Raw genomic sequence first — 19,370 nt, forward strand, 5'->3', positions numbered from 1 at the left:
AAGCATGACGACACCGTTGCGCGAACCGCTGGGGCTCAAAATCTATCGCACGGTCAGCCGCGCGGCTGAGCCTGTGGCCGCCTTCGCGCTCGACCGGCGCTTGAAAGCCGGCAAGGAAGACCCAGCGCGGATCGGCGAGCGCAAGGGACGCCCCGTCCGCCCCCGTCCCCCCGGCAAACTGATCTGGATTCACGGCGCCTCCGTCGGGGAATCGCTGTCCGTCATTCCGCTGGTTGCGCGTCTTCGCGCCGGGCGCGCCGACACCCGTTTTCTGGTGACCACCGGCACCGTCACATCAGCCCAACTGATGGAGGACCGCCTGCCTGACGGCGCGTTCCATCAGTTCATTCCCCTCGATCATCCGGATTATGTCTCGGGGTTTTTACAACACTGGCGGCCCGACGCGGCGATTTTCGTCGAATCTGAATTCTGGCCCAATCTTATTCTGGCGGCGCGAAAGCACGCGCCCTTCATGGCGCTGGTGAACGGGCGCATATCGCCCGGCTCGTTTGAAGACTGGAAGCGCCAGCCCAACGCCATCAGATTTCTGTTGTCGTCTTTCGATCTCATCCTGGCGCAAGACCGTCAGAATGCGGAACGCCTTTCCGAACTTGCCGGCCGCACCGTGCAATCGCTGGGCAATCTGAAATACGCCGCGCCCGCCCTGCCCGGCGATGCTGACGCCGCCGCGAAACTGGCGGGCGATATCGGACCGCGCCGCGTCTGGCTCGCCGCCAGCACCCATCCCGGCGAGGAAGAACAGATATTCGCCGCTGCGGCGCTATTAAAAACAGATTATCCGGATCTGTTGACGATCGTCACCCCGCGCCATCCCAAACGCGGCGGTGATGTGCGCGCGCTTGCCGAAACCGCCGGTTTCACCACCGCCAACCGGGCGCGCCAGGAGCCTGTTACGCCGGATACAGATGTTTATATCGCCGATACGCTGGGCGAGCTTGGGCTGTTTTACAGGGTCTGCGACATCAGTTTTATCGGCGGCAGCCTGACCGACAAGGGCGGCCACAACCCGCTGGAGCCGGCGCGCCTCGCCTCGGCTGTGCTGCACGGGCCGCATATATTCAATTTTGTGGAAACCTACGCCGCCATGCGCGCGAGCGGGGGCGCCGCGCTTGCGCGCAATGAGCGCGAAATCGCCAGCGCCGTGCGCCGGCTTTTCGCCGATTATAAAACGCGCAACGCAATGACGCTCGCGGCGAAAAATTACGCTGAACAAAAAGCCGAAAGCGTTCTCGCTGACATTTGCGATGCGCTGAACCCGTTATTTGAACCGCGCGAAGCCGGCGCCGCCAAGGCCGGCGCGTAATGCGCGAGCCGTGGTTCTGGCGCAGCCAGTCGCTGACGGCGCGCATGATCACCGGCGCGCTGACGCCCCTGGCGGCGCTTTATCAGGCGGGGCATCAATTCCGGCGGCGCCTGGCGTCTCCCGCACGCGTGGATGCGCCTGTTCTATGTATTGGCAATGCAACCCTTGGCGGCGTCGGCAAAACGCCGTTCGCCATCATGCTGGAAGCTGTTTTGCGCGCAGACGGCGTGCGCGCGTTTTTCCTGACGCGCGGCTATGGCGGCGCGCTGAAAGGCCCGGTCGCCGTCGATGCAAACATGCACAGCGCCGATGATGTCGGCGATGAAGCGCTGTTGCTGGCGCGGCGCGCCCCGACCATTGTCTCACCTGATCGCGCCGCCGGGGCGGCGCTGGCCGTGGCGCAAGGCGCGCAGGCGATTATCATGGATGACGGGTTTCAGAACCCTTCGCTTGCGAAAGACATTTCCATTCTGCTCATCGCCGCTGATACGGAAAAAGTTCGCGAAAAGACTTTTCCCGCCGGCCCTTATCGCGAGCGACTGGACGACGCCAAAAAACGCGCCGACATTATTGTGCGCATCATTCCGGCAAAACCCGCCATTGAAAAAAGCGCCGGCGGTTTCGCCGCCTGGCTGGAGCCTGTGGGCGAAATTCACCCGCAACGCGTCGTGGCCTTTGCCGGGCTCGGCCGGCCGGAACGCTTTTTTGACATGCTGGCGGCGCGCGGTTTCGATGTGGCGGCGCGATTTGCGTTTCCGGATCATCACCGCTTTGATGCGCGGGAGCTGAAAACGCTCGCCGCTTCAGCGGCCCGCTGCAAGGCGGCGCTCATCACCACCGAGAAAGATTTTGTGCGCCTGCCAGACGCTTATCAGGACGATATTGAGGTTTTTCCGGTAGAGATGCGCATAAACAACCCGGATGCATTCAGGCGGGAAATCACCGCGCGCATTGCGGCGCTCCCGAAATCTGTCAAAATCGGCGACCATGGCTGAGACACACCTGAACAGCGATGCGCTGGCGCCGCCCCTGCCGGAACGGCGCGCCGACCGGCCGGTGAAACCGGTTCATTATTTTGAACTGGCGGCCATGCGCGTTCTGGTTTTCGTCTTTCGGCTGGCGGGCGTCGACGCGGCTTCGTTCATCGCCGGCAAATTCATGCGGATCGCCGGTCCGCTGATCCGCCCCGTGTCGCGGCGCGCGGAAAATAATCTCGCCATGATTTTCCCCGACTGGCCGCGCCGGAAAATTCGCGCCGTCACCCGCGACCTGTGGGAAAACCTTGGCCGGACTGCGGGCGAATTTGCGCATCTGGACGCGTTTGCAACGCCGCCGCCCAATAACCGCGTCGAGATTGACGGCATGGAGACGCTGCGCGCCTTCGCCGCCGGTGACAAACCGGCGGTGTTCGTCAGCGGGCATTTCGCCAACTGGGAAGTGATCCCGACGACGCTTGAACATGCCGGACTGGACAACGCTTTTGTGTATCGCGCCGCAAATAATCCCTTGACGGATGATTTCATCATTCACCACCGTGCGAAAGTCATGTCGCGTCGCCAGATCCCGAAAGACAAACGCGGAACGCGCGCTTTGCTGGCGACGCTCGCAGAAGGACGCGCCCTGTTGATGCTGGTGGATCAGAAACTGAATACGGGGGCGTCAATCCCGTTTCTCGGCAAACCCGCCATGACCGGCACGGCCGCCGCGCGGCTCGCCGTTAAAAACCGGGCGCCGATAATCTATATCGGGTTTGAACGCCTGCGCGGCGCGCATTTTCGCATGCATGTGCATGAACCGGTTGTCTTGACGCTGTCGGATGATCCGGCGCGCGACATTGAAAATCTGACGGCGCTAATCAACGAGAAACTCGGCGATGATATCCGCGCCCGGCCGTCGCAATGGCTGTGGTTTCACCGGCGCTGGCCGAAAGAATAAATTATTATTCGCAAACCCCTGCGCGCGCGACGCTGACGCCGGCCGCAGCCGCTGAGCAGGCGTTTGAATAGGTCACGCCGTCGCAACCGCAAACGGGGCGGTAATCCATGGTGCAGATTTCCGGCTTTGGCCGGCAGACGCCCGCAGCGTCGGCGATGTCAGCGCATTCGCCCGCCGCCATGGCGCAATAATCGCTGCCATTTTCACATTGAAAACCGGCGATACCGCCGCACAGGCCGCCCGTTTCGCCGGTCTCCGGCTGGCCGGCGCCCGTAGAGGCGCACGCCGCGAGAAAGAAAAACAGCGCGGCGGCGCGCAGCATTATTCGTCGCCTTTCTTGATCTGCGTTTGCAGATAGTTTTTCTCGCCAACCTTGCCGATCAGGCTGAGTTCTGTTTCGAGATGGTCGATATGGTCTTCCTCGGATTCCAGTATGCGCACCAGGATTTCCCGGCTTACATAATCCTTGACGCTTTCGAAATAGGCGATCGCCTCAACATAGATCGGATGCGCGCGTTCCTCCGCACGCAGATCGCATTCGAGAATTTCCTTGACGTTCTCGCCGATGTAGACCTTGTCGAGATCCTGAACATTCGGCAGGCCTTCAAGAAATAAAATCCGCCCGATCAATTCATCAGCGTGCTTCATTTCGTCGATGGACTCGTCATACTCGACCTTCGCGAGTCGCTCAAAGCCCCAGTCCTTCAACATGCGCGCATGCAGGAAATACTGATTGACCGTCGTCAGTTCGAGCTTCAACGCCTTGTTGAGATATTCGATGACTTTCTGGTCGCCCTTCACGGATGCATTCTCCTGCTGTTTGTTTATATGCAAACAAGATAAAGCATCGTTTGTTTCGTCCAAGACTTATCTTTGCAAGCGCTTATCACTCGCGCAGTTTTTTGCGCGAGATTGCGAACGAGAATAATTTTTAAGAAAAAAGGCGCCGGAGGCGTTTGTTATTCTGCAGCGACCGTTTGCGCGCCGCCTTCAACCTCGCGCGCATCTTCAATCATCTGCGCTACATCGGGAAGGCATTTACCACATTGCGGACGCCGCCCGCAGCGTTTGAAAACATCGGCAACCGTGCGCGCGTCGCCGCTTGCAGCCGCAAGCTCCCGATCCTTCAGCGCGTTACAGATACACACATACATAATTCGCCGGCCATCTTCCCTGTTCGCCGGCAAAACAGCGCCGACCCGCAAAAGATGGTGCAATTAATAATGATTGTCAATTACAAAAGGATTAATCGGCCGGATTGGCGGAGGGCGCCTCTTTCGGCATGATTCCTGTCAGAAGCTGGGGGTCCACCAGTTCGCCCGCCCATTTCATGCTCCAGTGGAGATGCGGGCCCGTTACCCGGCCGGTCGCCCCGACCGCGCCGATAATATCGCCCTTCTCCACCCGCTGGCCGGGCGCTACATCGATCCGCGACATGTGCAAAAACGCGCTTTCAAGCCAGTGACCGTGATCGAGCAGCACAAGACCGCCCTCGAAATACATATCCGCCTCGGCGAGGCGTACGACGCCGGGCGCAGGGGCGCGAATTGGCGTGCCGGTCGGCGCCGCCACATCGACGCCGGAATGCGGACGTTTGGGCTCGCCGTTCAAAATCCGCTGGGAGCCGAACACCCCGCTGATCCGGCCCGTCACCGGCCACTCAAATCCCAAAGACCAGTCAGCCAGCGACTGGGTCTGTTCGCGCGCCGCTTTTTTCTTCGCCGAGTCGATGGCGATTTTGGCAAGCTGCTCTTCGGTGAAACCTGACACTTTCGACTGGTCCAGCCCGTCAATGCGCTGGGTCGGAAATTCACGATCCTCGATTTCAAACGACCGCCGCTCCGTCGTTCCGTCAGGAAGCTCCACTGTCAATAACGAAGTCAGCGCCGCGTCGCGCCCGAAACCGATAAGAAATCGTCCGTCGTCATCGACCATAACATCCTCGCCGTCGAGACGGATTTTGGCGCCGCGCTCGGTCTGGCCGAAGGCGAGCCCGCCCTGCGCGAAATCGCCCTCCAGCGTGAACCGTTCAGGCGCGCCGGCGAAAACTTTCTGGCGCTCGGCGACATCCTGCATGGCCTCGGCGAAATCAGCCTGGCGCATCAGGATTTTCTGATCGGGAACGCTGTTTTCAACCTTGGCGCCCGGTGCGGACAAACCGGTTTGCCCCGCCGCGCCGGCGCCGTCTTCCTGCGCAAACGCCGCAGAAGCGGCGAACATTATTCCGGCGGTCAGCAATACAGATCGTTTCATGACGAATTACTCCCCTCTCAACCCTTTCAGCGCGGCGGCGGCGTCGGCGTAAGGCTCCTGCCGGTCAACGCTCCAATAGCGCAGCGCCTTCAAGGAAATGCGCGCGCCCGTGACGGCGCAGACGACATAGGCGCCCGGTTTCACCACATGAAAATCGCCGTCGTCATATTCGATAACGGCCTCGTCTTCCGAGCTGATGGAGTCGAACGGATTCATGAGATCTTTCGCAAGCTTGCCTGCCGCATCATGATATGAGCGCAGCATCATAAAAATACAGCGCCATTAATACCGCGTATAACGGCGCTTAGTCAAAAAGCCTTTGCTGGCGCGGCGGCGTTTTTTTCGCCTTTGATTTTTCAGGCGCTTTTGCCGGCGCTGACTTCCCCGGCCTGACGGCGGCGTGCGTGAAGGCGAACCCGCGCGCCCCGTCGGCGAATTGTATCTCGCCGCCGGCGGCGGTTTTCGTATCGCCCGCCCGGCGCAGGAGGCCGCCGGCCTCGTCGCGCACCAGCGCAAATCCGCGCTCCAGCACATTCTGATAGGAGACGGCCGCCAGCACCCGCGAGGATGACGCGAGCCGGGATTTGCGCTCTTCCACCAGCCGCTCGGTGCGGTCGCTGATCCGCGACCATGCGGCCGCAATGCGATTGTCGCGGGTGGCGAACCCGGCCGCGAGCAGGTTCGGCGTCAGGCGTCCGCTTGCGCGCGCCACCGCCGTAAGGGCGTTGTCGAGCCGTGCGCGAAGCCCTGCGCGCAAGCCGTCGCTCGCGCGGTCAAGCCGCTGCGCTGCTACGCCCAGCACATCTTCGGGGCGCCCCAGCCCGCGCGCCGCCGACTGCAACGCAGCTTTGCGCGTATCGACGAGCCTGACGGCGGAGCCGGTGAACCGGCGCTCCTTGTTCAACAGTTCGGCGAGCAATTCTGACCGCACCGGCACGGCCATTTCCGCCGCCGCTGTCGGCGTCGGCGCGCGCCTGTCCGCCACGTAGTCTATCAGCGTCGTATCGGTTTCATGACCCACCGCAGAAATCAGGGGGATCCGGCTCGCCGCCGCGGCGCGCGCAACAACTTCTTCGTTGAAACACCATAAATCCTCAAGCGAACCGCCGCCGCGCGCGACGATCAATACATCCGGATGCGGAATATCGCCGTCAGCGGGCAAGGCGTTAAAACCGTCTATGGCCGCCGCAATTTTTTCCTCCGCGCCGCGCCCCTGCACCACGGTCGGCCAGACAATCACATGGCGCGGAAAGCGTTCGCGCAGCCGGTGCAGGATATCGCGGATGACCGCGCCGGAAGGCGACGTCACGACGCCGATCACCTCCGGCAGAAAAGGCAGCGCGCGTTTGCGTTCCGGCGCGAAGAGCCCCTCGGCGGCGAGCTTTTTCTTGCGCTCCTCGAACAATGCCATCAGCGCGCCGACGCCCGCAGGCTCAAGCGAATCAATAATCAGCTGATACCGGGACTGGCCGGGAAAGGTGCTCATCCGGCCGGTCGCCACCACTTCCATCCCCTGTTCGGGGTTAATCGAAAGCCGCGCGGCCATGCCTTTCCACATAACGCCGGAGATGACCGATTTTTCATCTTTCAGATCGAGATACATATGGCCCGAAGCGGCGCGCGTGACCCGGCCCAGTTCGCCTCGCACTTTTACAAGGCCGAACGTGTCCTCAATGGTGCGTTTGACCGCCCCGGACAGCTCCGTCACCGTATATTCGTGGACATTCCCGACGCCGGCGCCGGACTTTTGCTCAGCCATGGCTCTTGTTTAAGCATAATTGGGAGTATTGTATAAGAGCGTTCTCCCGCGTCCCGTATTTCAACGCGCAATTCAACGACTGCTAAAACGCGCGCGACTACGGAACAGGGGTATCAGTTCCTTGAGTATGAAACGCGGTCTGCTGGCCGCAAGAGGGCGCGATGGACGCGGCCCTCTTTTAAGCCTCCGGGAATGCAAAGGGGAAGAGAGAGAAATGCTGAAAACCAAATTGATGCTGGGCGCCGCCGCAGCAACGGCCGCCATTGGCGGCGCGACGCTGACAACGGCGCCGTATTCCACCACTGACGCCGCTGCGCCGTTCATCCACCCGCTGGCGATGGCGCGCGCCCTGTGCGGCGAAAGCGGCGACGGTCTCGCCAAGCGCCGCGCGTTTTTCGTTTCCGCCGCCAACGCCTATGCGCAGTCGGCCGGCGACGCGCAGAGCATGGACAACACGCTTCGCTCGGGTCTCGGCGATATCGCCTTCGCCATCACGACGTCAAGCGAGGAGGCGCAAGCCTGGTTCAATCAGGGCCTTGCCCACGCTAACAATTTCAATCACGGCGAAGCGATCAACGCGTTCAGGAACGCGCAAGAATACGATCCGGAATGCGCCATGTGCTATTGGGGCGAGGCGTTCGCCTATGGTCCCAATATCAACGCGCCCATGGGCGAAGACGCCGTGACGCCCGCCTGGGAGGCGGTGACGAAGGCGCTCTCCTTACGCGATAACGCCAGCGAAAAAGAACAGGCGCTGATTACCGCGCTTGGCTATCGTTACTCGGAAGTCCAGCCGGACGACCGGTCGAAACTGGATAACGCCTTCGCCGACGCCATGGATGAGGTCGCCAGCGATTACCCGCAAGACGACATGATCGCGGCGCTCGCAGCCGAAGCGAACATGGATACGCAACCCTGGGACTACTGGACGGACGGCGGCCGCACGCCGAAGGGCCGCACGGCGCGGACCCTGTCGCTGATCGAGGCGGTGCTCGCGCGCAATCCTGATTACCCGGCGGCGATCCACCTTTACATTCACATGACCGAGGCCTCGCGCGATCCCTATCGCGCCCTTGAACATGCAGACCGGCTCGGCGCGCTGACCCCCGCTCTCGGCCATCTCGTGCATATGCCGTCGCACACTTACTACGTGACCGGACGGTTTAAAGAATCGCTGGCGCAGAATATCGATGCGGTCGCCGCCGACGAGGCGTATCTCGACAGCGCGGACGCCTCGGTTATGTATGAGTACGGATATTTCACCCATAACATCCATTTCGCGCTGACATCGGCGCAGATGGCGGGCGACGGCCCCACGGCGATGTCGATGGCGGAAAAACTGGACCAGAAACTGCCTGTCGAGATGGCGACGGCGGCGCCGTTCGTGCAGCCGATCAAGGCCGCGCCGTATTACGCCATGGTGCAGTTCGGCGCGCCGGAAGACATTCTGGCGCTGGAAGAACCCGGCGACGGCATGCCGTTCCTGACAGGCGCGTGGCGTTATGCGCGCGGCGAAGCGTTCGTCAAAACGGGCGACGCCGCCGCCGCCATGGAAGAGGCGCAAGCGATCAGCGAGATCATCGCCGAGGCCGATCTGTCGGCCCTGACAGACGGCGGCGTGCCCGCCATCGAGGTTTTGAACATTGCGCGCCTCACCGTGATCGCGCGCGCCAGCGCGGCCGAAGGCGATCTCGCCAGCGCCATCGAAGCCATGGAAGAGGCCGCCGCGATCCAGGAAACCATTCCCTATATGGAGCCGCCATGGTGGTATTATCCGTCAGCGCAGACGCTGGGCGCTTATCTCCTGCAGGACGGACAGGCCGAGCGCGCCGAACAGCTTTTCCTCGAAACGCTGACGCAACACCCGAACAACGCATGGGTGCTGTACGGCCTTTCAGAAAGCTACAAGGCCCAGGGAGACAAGAACGCCGCCAAATATGCGGGCGCGCTCTTCAAGGAGGCGTGGATCGGCGGGAAGAAAACGCGGCCCTCGCTGGCGCAGCTTTGAGAACGCCGGGATTCCTGGCGGATTGAAACGTCCTTAAGTTTCATCCTGAAGGATGCGCCGCACGTTCAACATTCGCCGCCCGTTCGTCTTTACGTGTCGTTGCCGCCGGTCCGCGCTTGCGCGTTTTATTGCGCGTCTTCCTGCGCCGACGCCCGCGCCAGTTTGAAAATGCCGAACCCTGCGGCGGACCCGAGAAGCAAAGAAACGACCAGAACCGCAAACGACCCGCCCAGATGCAGCATAGAGGCGAGCGACCACAATATGGCTTCCGAAACCGCGAAAGTCTCCGATGCAATCAGCACGACCAATGCGGCCAGCCCCAGTTTTTCAATCATCAACGCCTCCATTTATGAAGGCCGATATAGGCGCCGTAACGCCCATCGCCAATCACGTATTGTTTCCGTGGGGATGACGATCGTTAATCGTCATCGTCCACGAGCTCCTCTTCAATGCGGCGCCGTTCTTCTTCCGAAAGATTGTTTTCATCCTGCAGCGTCCAGGACGGCTCGAAGGAGCGCGGCCCGACCCCGGGCCGGTTGCCTTCAACGCCGCGCATAAGGTTGTCGTCGCCGGCGTCGGGCAGATTGTTCACGCCCTCCTGGCTGCGGCGCGGATCGGTGAGCCCCTCGACCAGTTCGCGCTCGCGATCTCTGATGACGCGCTCAAGAACCGGGCCGGCTGTCGGTCCCTGCACGCCGCGCTCGCGCGATCCGCGTAAAAGTTCCGTGGCGCGGCTCCAGTCCTCGCCGCTGGCGCCGGGGCGCCAGCCGGAACGGATTTCGCGCCGTCCCGCGCATTCTTTCGCCTTGTCGTCATCGTCGAATTCTTCCGGGCAGAAAATCGCGACGACGCCGGAATCACCGGGCGTCGCGCCGGTTTCTCCCTGCGGCAGCGCAACCTGCGGCAGGATGAAACGGCGCTCTGAAAACACCGGTTCCTCGTCGAACATATCGTCGCCGGTTAATTCCTCTTCGGGTTCGGCTTCCTCCGCCGGCGCCTCGGCCAAAGGCAGGTCGGTCTCCTCGCCTTCTTCGTCATCTTCGACGCCCTCGTCTTCGCCGGATGCGTCTTCCTCGCCGATGATTTCGTCGAGCCCGGCTTCGCGGGCGGGCTGGGGTTCGACCTCGATCAGGGGTTCGGGATCTTCTTCGGCCGGCGTCTGTTCCTCGGCGGCGGGTTCGGGCTCTTCCAGCGCAAGATCGTCTTCCGCCGCAGGCGCGGGATCGGGAATAAGCGGCTCCGGCGAATCCGCATCCGGCGCCGACAGGGGATCTTCTTCCAGATCGAGCTGAATTTCCGGTTCCGGCTCTTCCTCGACAATTTCCGGTTCCGGCTCAGGCTCCGGTTCAGGTTCTTCCTGCGCGGCGTCTTCCTCCGGCGCGGGTTCGGGCTCGGGTTCCGGTTCGGGCTCCGGCTCCTCGACGATTTCCGGCTCGGGTTCAGGCTCAAGTTCAGGTTCTTCTTCCACCGGCTCTTCTTCCGGCACAGGATCCAGTTCCGGGTCGCGCAACGGAATGTCGAGGGGCAATGTTTCCACCAGCGTCACCTGAATCGTGTCGCTGGGCGCGTTGGGAATCCAGATCCTGACCCGCGCGAATGTCGACATCAGGGTCAGCACAACGAGGTTGATCGATAGGGCCAGCACCAGCGCCGCGCGCCCGCGCCTTGCATCGTCTTCCGACAGGTAATCGAGAAACCGGGCGCTGCGCCGTGCGAACGGCGCAAACACTTTCGCCACGGGCCGGAAGGCGGACGCCATGATTGCGCCGAGGCGCGCCTTGAAGCCGGTCTCTTTCAACCTCCGTCTTTCCGGCGCCGCCGGTGTCGCGTTTTCTTCCGTCATGCGAGCGGGCATTGATTGGCGGGCGCGAGACGCTTACACGCGTGACAGGTACAAAGGAGATCGCCCAAGTGAAAGTCCTGTTGGTTGGCGGCGGCGGCAGGGAAGACGCGCTCGGCTGGAAAATCGCGCAAAGCCCTCAATTGTCAAAGCTCTATCTGGCGCCTGGCGGCCCCCGTCTCAATCACATTGGCGAAAGATTGTCCATTTCAGACGGCGACATTGAGGCGATGGCCGATTTCGCCGCCGAAAAGAAGCTTGATCTTGTCGTCGTGGGCCCGGAAGCGCCGCTGGCGGCGGGCCTAGGCGATGCGCTGCGCAAACGCGGCGTTCCCTGTTTCGGACCCGGGCGGGAGGCGGCGAAACTCGAATCGTCAAAAGCCTTCATGAAAGAAATCTGCGCCGCCGCCGGGGCGCCGACGGCCGGCTACGGCCAGTTCTCCGATGCAGGCGCGGCAAAAGCGTTCCTGCGCGAACAGACAGCCCCTTACGTTATCAAGGCCGACGGTCTCGCCGCCGGCAAGGGCGTCGTCATCGCCGAAACCCTCGATGACGCGGACGCCGCCATTGACGACATGCTGGGCGGCAGGTTCGGCGAGGCCGGCGCGCAACTCATCATCGAGGAATTCATGACCGGCGAAGAGGCGAGTTTTTTCGCCATCACAGACGGCGAGATTATCACGCCCATGATTGCAGCACAGGATCACAAGCGCGCCTTTGACGGCGACAAGGGGCCCAACACCGGCGGCATGGGCGCCTACTCCCCGGCGCCGGTTTTTACGCAGACCGTATATGAGCGCACGATGAAAGAAATCATCGAACCTGTGGTTGCGGAAATGAAAAAACGCGGAACGCCGTATGTGGGCGTGTTATACGCCGGGCTGATGATCGAAAACGAGCGTCCTCGCCTTGTGGAGTTCAACGCGCGTTTCGGCGATCCCGAATGCCAGCTTTTGATGCGCCGTATGCGGAGCGATCTCCTGCCGCTGTTGCACAAGGCCGCGACAGGCGCCCTTGAAGGCGAAACCATAGACTGGAGCGATGACCCCGCGGCCCTCGTCGTTCTGGCGGCGAAGGGCTATCCCGGAAGCTATGACAAGGGCTCCGCGATCAACGGGATCGACGCAGCGGAACAAAAACCCGGCGTCATCGTTTTCCATGCAGGGACAAAGGAAAAAGACGGCGCGCTTCTCGCCAATGGCGGCAGGGTGCTGAACGTAACGGCGACAGGCAAGGACATCCGAGAGGCGGTTCGACGCGCCTATGACGGCGTCGCCGCCATTGACTGGCCCGAAGGCTTCTACCGCAAGGATATCGGCTGGCGCGCGCTGGGTGACGCAAAGTGAAGCCGCTCAAATCATGGCGGGCGTCCGCGCAATATATGAACATCAATGGCGCACAGATCGCCTGGTGGACGAGTAAAAATCCCAACGAAGACAAACCCTGGCTGCTGCTGATTCACGGTTTTCCCACATCGTCATGGGACTGGACGGGCGTCTGGCCGGAGCTTGAAAAACATTTCAATCTCGCCGCACTCGACATGCTGGGCTTCGGGCTTTCCGATAAACCGGCGCACATAAAATACTCCATTTTCAATCAGGCGGATTTGCAGGAAGCGCTGCTGGAATTTTTCGGCGTCAGCGAAGCGCATTTGTTTGTCCACGATTATGGGAACACGGTGGCGCAGGAATTGCTGGCGCGGGCGAATGAAGGCGCCTTGAGCTTCGCCATTCGCTCCATCGTCTTTTTGAACGGCGGCCTGTTTCCCGAGCAGCACCGCGCCCGGCCGGTGCAGAAACTGGCGCTAACGCCGCTTGGCGCGCTGATTGGCGCAGCGCTTTCGCGCGATAAATTACGCAAAGCCTTCGATCAGATTTACGGGCCCGGGACGAAAGCGGCCGATGCGGAGATCGACGCGCACTGGTCGCTGTTCGAGGCGGGCGGCGGCAAGCGCGTCTTTCACAAGCTGATGCGCTACATCCCCGAGCGAAAGGAAAACCGCACCCGCTGGGTCGGCGCGCTGCAGAACACGCACCTGCCCCTGCGCCTCATCAATGGCGGCGCGGACCCTGTCTCCGGCAAGCATCTTTACGATTATTATAAAGAGCAGATCCCGAACGCCGACACGGTTCTCCTGGAGGAGATCGGTCACTATCCGCACACGGAGGCGCCGGCGCGCGTGGCGGACGCATTTGTACAGTTTCACCGCAATACCGGAACCATAAAATCATGACCGCTTTTTTCACCATCTTCTTCACCGTCTTTCTCGCCGAGCTGGGCGACAAGACGCAACTCGCCACGGTGCTTTTCGCCAGTGAGGAAGGCCGCCCGAAAATGCTTGTTTTCGTCGCGGCCGCCCTGGCGCTCGCCGCTTCGACCGCCATGGCGGTGATCGCCGGCGCCGCTGCGGACCGCTGGCTGGCCGCACTGCCCTTAAAACTTATCGCGGGCGCAGGATTTGTTATCATCGGCGGATGGATGATCGCCGAACATATTCGCGGCGCTTGAAAAAGGAACACGACATGGCCGAGAGCGCGAAAGAAGACTTCACCGGCGTGGATGAAACGCCGGAACATCTGAAATTCGACGAGGCTGCGCTCACCGCCTATATGAAAGACCGGGTCGAGGGGTTCGCCGGGCCAATCGCGGTGAAGAAATTCAAGGGCGGCCAGTCCAACCCGACCTACCTTATCACGACGCCGGCAAAAAAATACGTCCTGCGCCGCAAGCCGCCTGGAAAGCTGCTTCCCTCCGCCCACGCCGTCGACCGCGAATACAAGGTTATGACAGCGCTTGGCGGCCAGAACTTTCCCGTGCCGAAAACCTATGCGCTGTGCGAGGACGACAGCGTCATCGGCACCGCCTTCTTCATCATGGATTTTGTCGAGGGACGGATTTTCTGGGACGCCGGCCTGCCGGAAGTCGACAAGCAAGAGCGCACGCCGCTTTACCACGCGCTGATCGATACGCTGAGCCATCTGCATACGGTCGATTACGAGGCGGCGGGCCTTGGCGACTATGGCAAGCCGGGGAATTATTTCGAGCGTCAGATCGGGCGCTGGTCGAAACAATACGAAGCGGCGGAAACTGCGACCATTCAGGAGATGAACAACCTCATCAAATGGCTCCCGACAGCAATACCCGCTGACGACGCAACATCCATCGTGCATGGCGATTTCCGCTTCGACAACGCCATCATGCATCCAACGGAACCGAAGACGCTCGCCATTCTCGACTGGGAATTGTCAACGCTCGGTCATCCGCTGGCGGACTTTACGTATTTTCTCATGGTCTGGCACATGCCGCGTTCGGTGCGCGGCGGATTGATGGGGCTCGACCTCGCGGCGGAAGGCATCCCCACCATGCAGGAAGCCGCAGAACGTTATGAACAGCGCACGGGCCGCGACGCCGTGGGGCATCTGGATTTCTGTCTCGCCTATAACATGTTCCGCCTCGCCTCGATCATTCAGGGCGTCTATGCGCGCTCGCTGCAGGGCAACGCCTCTTCGCCGGAAGCAGAAAAAATGGGCGAGAACGTCCAGCCGCTCGCCGCGCTGGCGTGGAGTTTTGCGAAAAAAGCCGGGGCTTGAGCATCCTCCCTCGCTTGCGGGGGAGGTGTCGCCCCGGATTTTATCCGGGGTGACGGTGGGGGCGGTGGGGGCGGTGGTCCACACGAACCCCCATCCCCTCGCCCTGACGGGCTCGCCACTTCCCCCGTAAACGGGGGAAGAAAGTGTCCTCAGCTACCCCCGCACCAGCGCCGCCAACAACACCGCAATCAACACGCTCCACCCCGCCATGATCGCAACCGGCGCGGCGGCGACGCCCATCACCGTCAGCATGGCGGCGAGAAACGCCAGATGCGCCAGCGCCCCGGCCGCCTGGCCCGTCAGCGCCCAGCCCGCCCGGCCGCGCGCGAGAACAGCGGATTCGAAACCCAGCGCCGCGATGCGGAAAAGCTGCGCCGCCGCCATCATGGCGATAAGCGGGGCCGCGGCGAGAAATTCTTCGCCGCCGACGGCGAGCGCCAGCGGCCGGCGCAGCAGGAAATAAACCAGCACAATGGGGATCGCGATCGCTATTGCAACGCCGACTGAGCGGAAGGCGACCTTTATCATCTCGCCATGGCCTTTTTCCGCCTCGACCCTCGACAGCTCCGGATAGGTCGCCTGATTGAACATGTTCACCGGCTGCGCCAGCAGGTTCGCCAGATTGAATGCAAGCTTTAAAAATCCGGCCGCCGCCTGCCCTAAAACGGCGCCGACAATCAGTACGGGGATGTTGTTGTGCATCAGGTCGATGGAGCTTGAAAGGTTCGTCTTGATCATGAATGGCAGCCACGCCTTGTCGGCGGCGCGCTCCGCCTTGCCGAAAATGCGCGGCGTCTGTTTTCGCTTTTGCAATTCTCGCCATCCGAGCCACCAGAGGCTGCCCCCGTGCACAAAGACGCTTGCGATCCAGACAATCAGGAAAGCCGCCAGCCCCGCCCCGCTGATCCATAAAACGATCGCGCCTGTAAAACGCACCAGCGGCATCAGCGTCAATTGCAGACCGAGAAGATTGAACCGGTCGTAAAGGCGCAAGACGCCCGTGGGCGTCGCCGCAATCAGGAAAGGCGTTGCAAGACAATAAGCAGTAATCAGCCCACGGATTTCCTCCGGCCAGCCAAAGGCGCGGGCGGCGAAGGGCGCGGCCATGAGCGCCGCCGCGACGGAGACGGCCGCGCTGATGAGATCGAGCCTGATCGTGTAGCGCAACAAATCTTTCAGCCGCGCCGTATCGCCGGCGCGCGCCATGGGGGCCCCGAACCGGATCACCGCCTGCCAGGACTGGAACCGCGCAAGCCCGGCGACCACGAGGGCGTAGGTGTGCGCGAGCACCAGCGCCCCCAGCCCCTCCGGTCCCAGCCCGCGCGCCGCGATCGCAAGATAGGCGAGCGATAAAACGCCGCCCGCCGCCTTGCCGGACAGCAGCGCGCGCGCATTGCGCAGGATCCGCGCCACTGGCCCGCCCGGCCTTTTCCCGCTGATTTCCTCGCCCGTCATGCCGCCCGCCGGATTCCGCCGTTTCGCCTGTAATAAGGCGCAACAGCATGTGCAATAAGCGTTAATTGACGCTATTTTCAATCAGACTTATATGCGGGGGCCTCCGGGGAAAAGTGCGCCTTCCTTCCCGGGGCGTTCTTCTGGCTGGGTGGCGGGGCGCAATTTTCGGAATAAATAATGCAACACGGGCCGTTGTTACGCCTCAATGACGCCGAGAAGAAGCGTCTGAAAATCGTCTATCTCGCCAAATGGGCCGAAGGCGACGGCACGCCCGACAAGGTCGACGGCACCCATGCGACCTATCACGCCGAGATGCGCGAGACCCTGCGCGCGCTTGGCTATAATGTGGAAGCGGCGAGCAAGTTCGAGCGGCTTTACGCCAATCATGATTACGACTTTCTGTTCACCATGCTGAACCGCGGCGGGTTCGTGAACAGCGAAATCATGGGCCCGCTACTGTCGACCTATAACAGGATTCCCTATTTCGGCGCCTCGCCAATCCTGCGCGGTCTCGGCGACGACAAGCATCTGATGAAATGCGCGGTCAGAAATCGCGGCGTCAAAACGCCGGACTGGATGATCCTGCGCCGGGGCGGCGTGTCCATCGACGAGCCGGGATTCGAATGGAAAAACCTTGTGGTCAAACCGAACGCCAGTTCCGCTTCGTGGGGCATCGGGGCGTTCAACAGTTGGGCGGACGCCAAACGCCACGCACAGGATCTCCTCGCGCAGGGCCACGACGTCATCATCGAAAATCTGGTTGAAGGTTACGAAATCGCGGTCCCGATTATCGGTTCAAACGGCCCCTGGGTATTGCCGCCATTGCGTTTTTACGTGGACGATCCGCTGGCGATCCGTTCCTACGCGCAAAAGCGCCATCTGGATTCAAAAGACACGGTGCGTCTTGAAAAGCTTCCGGAAGGGCCATTGCGCGAGCGAGTTATCGAAACCAGCCTGCAGCTTTTGCCGGAAGTCTGGCCTTGCGATATCGGCCGCGTCGAATTGAAATATGACGAGAAGACAGACACGCTGAATTTCATCGAGATTAATCTGAGTTGCAATTTGTGGTCGAAAAAGGCGACGGCGATTTCCGCCGCCACGATCGGCGTTACGCATCCGCAGCTTCTTGAAACGCTGCTTTGTCACAGCCTGCGCCGTCAGGGCGTCGTTGCGCCGGAAGCCGTCATCGAATATCCGATTACTACAGATGACGGCGAATCAGCAGGCGGCGGCGATGAATGGTGACGGCGGAAAACAATATCATTTTCTGATTATGGCGGCGCAGCGCACAGGCGTTGTCAATCCGCTCGCGCAAGCAGCCGGCGTCAGTCACAAATGTCTTGTTGAAATCGACGGCAAGACGCTGATCGAACACACGCTCAGCGCCGTTGTGGACAGCGGACTGGCGAGGCGCATCACCATTTCCATTGAGGATGAACAGCCCTTGCGAGAGGTCGGGTATGTGCGCGGCCTGATGGATTCCGGCCTGGTGCGCGTTTGCGCGTCTGACGACAATATTTTCGCCAGCGTCGCGGCCGCGCTTGAGGGCGATGACAGCGCCTATCCGGCTATTATCACCACCGCGGACAATGTCCTGTTCACGCCCGAAATGCTGTCTTTCTTTTGCGCCGGCGCTGAACAATATGACGCCTGCGCGGGCATGGCCTCGAAGGAAACGCTGTTTTCAAAATATCCGGGCGGCCAGCGGCGGTTTCACAAGTTTCGCGACGGTGAATTCACCAATTGCAATATATTCGCGATCATGAATCCAAAAGCGCTGCAGGCGGCGGAGATTTTCCGCAGCGGCGGGCAGTTTTTGAAAGCCTCGCGGCGCAAGCTGATTGCGGCTTTCGGCGTGTTCAACGCGCTCGCTTACAAAGCCGCATGGTTCAAGCGCGACGACGCCTTCGCCCGCATCGGTAAACGCTTCGGCCTCAATGTGGGCGTGGTGGAGCTACCGTTTCCCGAAGCGCCGATCGATGTCGATAATGAACGCACGCTCGGATTTGCGACTGACATTCTGGCCGCCAGGAAAGCCGAAGCCGCGCCGGCCTGATTTGGCGAATGCAACCCGAACGTCAAGCGCCTTGTTCAGCCGTCAGAGATGAAATCGCCAGACATGAAAAAGCCGGCCCGAAGGCCGGCTTAATTCATTTTCGCTTTCGCAAAGACTGACTAGGCAGTCTTTTTGCGGCGGCGTGATGCAAAGCCGAGACCTGCAAGGCCCGAAAGCAGGAGCGGAATCGCGCCCGGGATCGGAACTTCGTTGATAATCTCGAACTGAGCGATCGTGAAACCAGCGCCTTGCGTAACCGCACGGAACTCAAAGGTCGTTCCGGTGAATACGTCAGTCAGAAGGTCAACCGCCGTGATCGTGGCGAAGAACATACCGTCAATCCACAGATCGAAGTCGCCGCATGGGCCTTCAGCCTGAGGACCGGAGCAGTCATTGTCGTCGCCGGCGTTGAATTCGATGTTGGTCAGATTGACCATGGAGTCGAAAACGAATTCGATCGATTCCAACGTATCAAACTGCGTCTGGTCTTGCGTTGCGTCCATTTCGGAAAGCGCGGCCAGACCGGAATTCGCCGGTGAAATATCCTGCAGCAACTGTGTCGTGTTGCGCGCGGTATATGTGGCGTCGGTATAGGTGTACGCCGTTGCGTTGAAGTTTACGCCGTCTTTGGAATAGTCAAAGCCTAATGCGTCGTTGTCGGTGCAGAGGTCTGCGCCGACGGTGCCGCAATCCATGGCGACGTTGCCGGTCGGCGTGTCCAGAAACGCGCCGCCGCTTTTGAAGATAAAAGTCGTCGCGTTGGCCGGAGCAGTGAGAAACCCTGCTGCTGCTACTGCCGCTGCGATGAGACGAAGGGTAGTCATAGGTCGTCCCCCACTCATGTTACTCTCAAAGTCCGGAAACGCCGGACATCGTATTGCTAACAGGTTGTTACCAACGCTCATCAATTTCCTTGTATTCAGGTTAAAGTCAAGCGATTCAGGGTTACGAAACAGAAAAAATCGCTGCATTGCAAAAAAAACGATAGCGATTAAAAAAAACACCCGTTTTGCGGGAATTTTGTTAACTATAATCGCAATTTAGCCACATTTTCCGGAACCCGCCGGGGTCTTGTGTGTTACATAATGTTTGGCTTTTGGCGCGGCGCGGCGCTAGACCGTTTTAACCGCTGTTCGAAACGTTAAACGAG

20 protein-coding genes are annotated in these 19,370 nt (G+C 60.9%); 10 read left to right on the plus strand and 10 right to left on the minus strand.

Going from position 1 to position 19,370, the window contains the following annotated elements:
• Positions 1 to 4: 4 nt before the first annotated feature.
• From ACQK2Q_RS10605 to ACQK2Q_RS10615, 3 genes are read left to right on the plus strand one after another with little or no spacing between them, the layout of a single operon-like run.
• Positions 5 to 1,324 (plus strand): 3-deoxy-D-manno-octulosonic acid transferase, encoded by a 1,320-nt coding sequence (locus ACQK2Q_RS10605; RefSeq protein WP_425409713.1) that lies wholly within the window; start codon positions 5 to 7, stop codon positions 1,322 to 1,324.
• Positions 1,324 to 2,319, plus strand: a complete 996-nt coding sequence (gene lpxK, locus ACQK2Q_RS10610; protein WP_425409714.1) for a tetraacyldisaccharide 4'-kinase — start codon at positions 1,324 to 1,326, stop codon at positions 2,317 to 2,319. Before ACQK2Q_RS10605 ends, lpxK begins: the two co-directional genes overlap by 1 nt.
• On the plus strand, positions 2,312 to 3,259 hold the full coding sequence (locus ACQK2Q_RS10615) for a lysophospholipid acyltransferase family protein (protein WP_425409715.1): 948 nt from the start codon (positions 2,312 to 2,314) through the stop codon (positions 3,257 to 3,259). The genes lpxK and ACQK2Q_RS10615 overlap by 8 nt, the downstream gene beginning before the upstream one ends.
• Before the next feature lie 4 nt (positions 3,260 to 3,263).
• Here the strand turns inward: ACQK2Q_RS10615 and ACQK2Q_RS10620 are convergent, their stop codons facing one another.
• The 6 genes from ACQK2Q_RS10620 to xseA form a co-directional block, all read right to left on the minus strand.
• On the minus strand, positions 3,264 to 3,581 hold the full coding sequence (locus tag ACQK2Q_RS10620; RefSeq protein ID WP_425409716.1) for a Kazal-type serine protease inhibitor family protein: 318 nt from the start codon (positions 3,579 to 3,581) through the stop codon (positions 3,264 to 3,266).
• Positions 3,581 to 4,060, minus strand: coding sequence for a bacterioferritin (gene bfr, locus ACQK2Q_RS10625; RefSeq protein ID WP_425409717.1), 480 nt, complete (start codon positions 4,058 to 4,060; stop codon positions 3,581 to 3,583). The genes ACQK2Q_RS10620 and bfr overlap by 1 nt, the downstream gene beginning before the upstream one ends.
• Positions 4,061 to 4,218: 158 nt before the next feature.
• The gene (locus tag ACQK2Q_RS10630) at positions 4,219 to 4,407 is read right to left on the minus strand and encodes a (2Fe-2S)-binding protein (RefSeq protein ID WP_425409718.1); all 189 of its coding nucleotides are present in this window, start codon (positions 4,405 to 4,407) and stop codon (positions 4,219 to 4,221) included.
• A 97-nt stretch (positions 4,408 to 4,504) separates the two neighbouring features.
• Positions 4,505 to 5,512, minus strand: a complete 1,008-nt coding sequence (locus tag ACQK2Q_RS10635) for a M23 family metallopeptidase (protein ID WP_425409719.1) — start codon at positions 5,510 to 5,512, stop codon at positions 4,505 to 4,507.
• Positions 5,513 to 5,518: 6 nt separating this feature from the next.
• A complete protein-coding gene (locus tag ACQK2Q_RS10640) occupies positions 5,519 to 5,779 on the minus strand; it encodes a DUF2093 domain-containing protein (RefSeq protein ID WP_425409720.1) in 261 nt (86 codons plus the stop codon).
• Between the two features lie 37 nt (positions 5,780 to 5,816).
• A complete protein-coding gene (gene xseA / locus ACQK2Q_RS10645) occupies positions 5,817 to 7,271 on the minus strand; it encodes an exodeoxyribonuclease VII large subunit (RefSeq protein WP_425409721.1) in 1,455 nt (484 codons plus the stop codon).
• Between the two features lie 214 nt (positions 7,272 to 7,485).
• Between xseA and ACQK2Q_RS10650 the strand changes: the two genes are divergently transcribed.
• A complete protein-coding gene (locus ACQK2Q_RS10650; RefSeq protein WP_425409722.1) occupies positions 7,486 to 9,279 on the plus strand; it encodes a tetratricopeptide repeat protein in 1,794 nt (597 codons plus the stop codon).
• Between the two features lie 125 nt (positions 9,280 to 9,404).
• On the opposite strand, the gene ACQK2Q_RS10655 is transcribed toward ACQK2Q_RS10650, so the two are convergent.
• Positions 9,405 to 9,614, minus strand: coding sequence for a hypothetical protein (locus ACQK2Q_RS10655; protein ID WP_425409723.1), 210 nt, complete (start codon positions 9,612 to 9,614; stop codon positions 9,405 to 9,407).
• 83 nt (positions 9,615 to 9,697) lie between these two features.
• Complete coding sequence (locus ACQK2Q_RS10660) at positions 9,698 to 11,122, minus strand: hypothetical protein (RefSeq protein WP_425409724.1); 1,425 nt, start codon at positions 11,120 to 11,122, stop codon at positions 9,698 to 9,700.
• Between the two features lie 68 nt (positions 11,123 to 11,190).
• Between ACQK2Q_RS10660 and purD the strand changes: the two genes are divergently transcribed.
• Genes purD through ACQK2Q_RS10680 form a run of 4 tightly spaced genes read left to right on the plus strand, consistent with a single transcriptional unit; the run spans position 11,191 to position 14,709 of the window.
• Positions 11,191 to 12,465: a phosphoribosylamine--glycine ligase gene (gene purD / locus ACQK2Q_RS10665; protein WP_425409725.1), complete on the plus strand. Its 1,275-nt coding sequence runs from the start codon at positions 11,191 to 11,193 to the stop codon at positions 12,463 to 12,465.
• Positions 12,462 to 13,352: an alpha/beta fold hydrolase gene (locus ACQK2Q_RS10670; protein WP_425409726.1), complete on the plus strand. Its 891-nt coding sequence runs from the start codon at positions 12,462 to 12,464 to the stop codon at positions 13,350 to 13,352. The genes purD and ACQK2Q_RS10670 overlap by 4 nt, the downstream gene beginning before the upstream one ends.
• Entirely contained in the window at positions 13,349 to 13,627 is a 279-nt protein-coding gene (locus ACQK2Q_RS10675) for a TMEM165/GDT1 family protein (RefSeq protein WP_425409727.1), read from the plus strand. Before ACQK2Q_RS10670 ends, ACQK2Q_RS10675 begins: the two co-directional genes overlap by 4 nt.
• Positions 13,628 to 13,641: 14 nt before the next feature.
• Positions 13,642 to 14,709 carry a phosphotransferase family protein gene (locus ACQK2Q_RS10680; protein ID WP_425409728.1) on the plus strand — a complete coding sequence of 356 codons (1,068 nt, stop codon included), beginning with the start codon at positions 13,642 to 13,644 and terminating at the stop codon, positions 14,707 to 14,709.
• A gap of 153 nt (positions 14,710 to 14,862) precedes the next feature.
• Here the strand turns inward: ACQK2Q_RS10680 and ACQK2Q_RS10685 are convergent, their stop codons facing one another.
• Positions 14,863 to 16,164: a lipopolysaccharide biosynthesis protein gene (locus tag ACQK2Q_RS10685; RefSeq protein WP_425409729.1), complete on the minus strand. Its 1,302-nt coding sequence runs from the start codon at positions 16,162 to 16,164 to the stop codon at positions 14,863 to 14,865.
• A gap of 177 nt (positions 16,165 to 16,341) precedes the next feature.
• Here ACQK2Q_RS10685 and ACQK2Q_RS10690 point away from each other — a divergent pair, with 177 nt between their 5' ends.
• Together ACQK2Q_RS10690 and ACQK2Q_RS10695 are read left to right on the plus strand one after the other, a co-directional pair.
• Positions 16,342 to 17,409 (plus strand): phosphoribosylglycinamide synthetase, encoded by a 1,068-nt coding sequence (locus ACQK2Q_RS10690; protein WP_425409730.1) that lies wholly within the window; start codon positions 16,342 to 16,344, stop codon positions 17,407 to 17,409.
• Positions 17,399 to 18,220 (plus strand): nucleotidyltransferase family protein, encoded by an 822-nt coding sequence (locus ACQK2Q_RS10695; protein ID WP_425409731.1) that lies wholly within the window; start codon positions 17,399 to 17,401, stop codon positions 18,218 to 18,220. The genes ACQK2Q_RS10690 and ACQK2Q_RS10695 overlap by 11 nt, the downstream gene beginning before the upstream one ends.
• A gap of 119 nt (positions 18,221 to 18,339) precedes the next feature.
• Here ACQK2Q_RS10695 and ACQK2Q_RS10700 read toward each other — a convergent pair whose 3' ends face one another.
• Positions 18,340 to 19,044 carry a hypothetical protein gene (locus tag ACQK2Q_RS10700; protein ID WP_425409732.1) on the minus strand — a complete coding sequence of 235 codons (705 nt, stop codon included), beginning with the start codon at positions 19,042 to 19,044 and terminating at the stop codon, positions 18,340 to 18,342.
• Positions 19,045 to 19,370 lie beyond the last annotated feature (326 nt).

The organism is Hyphococcus sp., assembly GCF_965228385.1.
Taxonomy (GTDB): domain Bacteria; phylum Pseudomonadota; class Alphaproteobacteria; order Caulobacterales; family Parvularculaceae; genus Hyphococcus.

Bases quoted from the DNA above. Each gene is read 5' to 3' on its own strand.
- ACQK2Q_RS10605 (WP_425409713.1), top strand. From the start codon at position 5: ATGACGACACCGTTGCGCGAACCGCTGGGGCTCAAAATCTATCGCACG.
- lpxK (WP_425409714.1), top strand. From the start codon at position 1,324: ATGCGCGAGCCGTGGTTCTGGCGCAGCCAGTCGCTGACGGCGCGCATG.
- ACQK2Q_RS10615 (WP_425409715.1), top strand. From the start codon at position 2,312: ATGGCTGAGACACACCTGAACAGCGATGCGCTGGCGCCGCCCCTGCCG.
- ACQK2Q_RS10620 (WP_425409716.1), bottom strand. From the start codon at position 3,581: ATGCTGCGCGCCGCCGCGCTGTTTTTCTTTCTCGCGGCGTGCGCCTCT.
- ACQK2Q_RS10635 (WP_425409719.1), bottom strand. From the start codon at position 5,512: ATGAAACGATCTGTATTGCTGACCGCCGGAATAATGTTCGCCGCTTCT.
- ACQK2Q_RS10640 (WP_425409720.1), bottom strand. From the start codon at position 5,779: ATGATGCTGCGCTCATATCATGATGCGGCAGGCAAGCTTGCGAAAGAT.
- xseA (WP_425409721.1), bottom strand. From the start codon at position 7,271: ATGGCTGAGCAAAAGTCCGGCGCCGGCGTCGGGAATGTCCACGAATAT.
- ACQK2Q_RS10650 (WP_425409722.1), top strand. From the start codon at position 7,486: ATGCTGAAAACCAAATTGATGCTGGGCGCCGCCGCAGCAACGGCCGCC.
- ACQK2Q_RS10655 (WP_425409723.1), bottom strand. From the start codon at position 9,614: ATGATTGAAAAACTGGGGCTGGCCGCATTGGTCGTGCTGATTGCATCG.
- ACQK2Q_RS10660 (WP_425409724.1), bottom strand. From the start codon at position 11,122: ATGACGGAAGAAAACGCGACACCGGCGGCGCCGGAAAGACGGAGGTTG.
- ACQK2Q_RS10675 (WP_425409727.1), top strand. From the start codon at position 13,349: ATGACCGCTTTTTTCACCATCTTCTTCACCGTCTTTCTCGCCGAGCTG.
- ACQK2Q_RS10680 (WP_425409728.1), top strand. From the start codon at position 13,642: ATGGCCGAGAGCGCGAAAGAAGACTTCACCGGCGTGGATGAAACGCCG.
- ACQK2Q_RS10685 (WP_425409729.1), bottom strand. From the start codon at position 16,164: ATGACGGGCGAGGAAATCAGCGGGAAAAGGCCGGGCGGGCCAGTGGCG.
- ACQK2Q_RS10690 (WP_425409730.1), top strand. From the start codon at position 16,342: ATGCAACACGGGCCGTTGTTACGCCTCAATGACGCCGAGAAGAAGCGT.
- ACQK2Q_RS10695 (WP_425409731.1), top strand. From the start codon at position 17,399: ATGAATGGTGACGGCGGAAAACAATATCATTTTCTGATTATGGCGGCG.
- ACQK2Q_RS10700 (WP_425409732.1), bottom strand. From the start codon at position 19,044: ATGACTACCCTTCGTCTCATCGCAGCGGCAGTAGCAGCAGCAGGGTTT.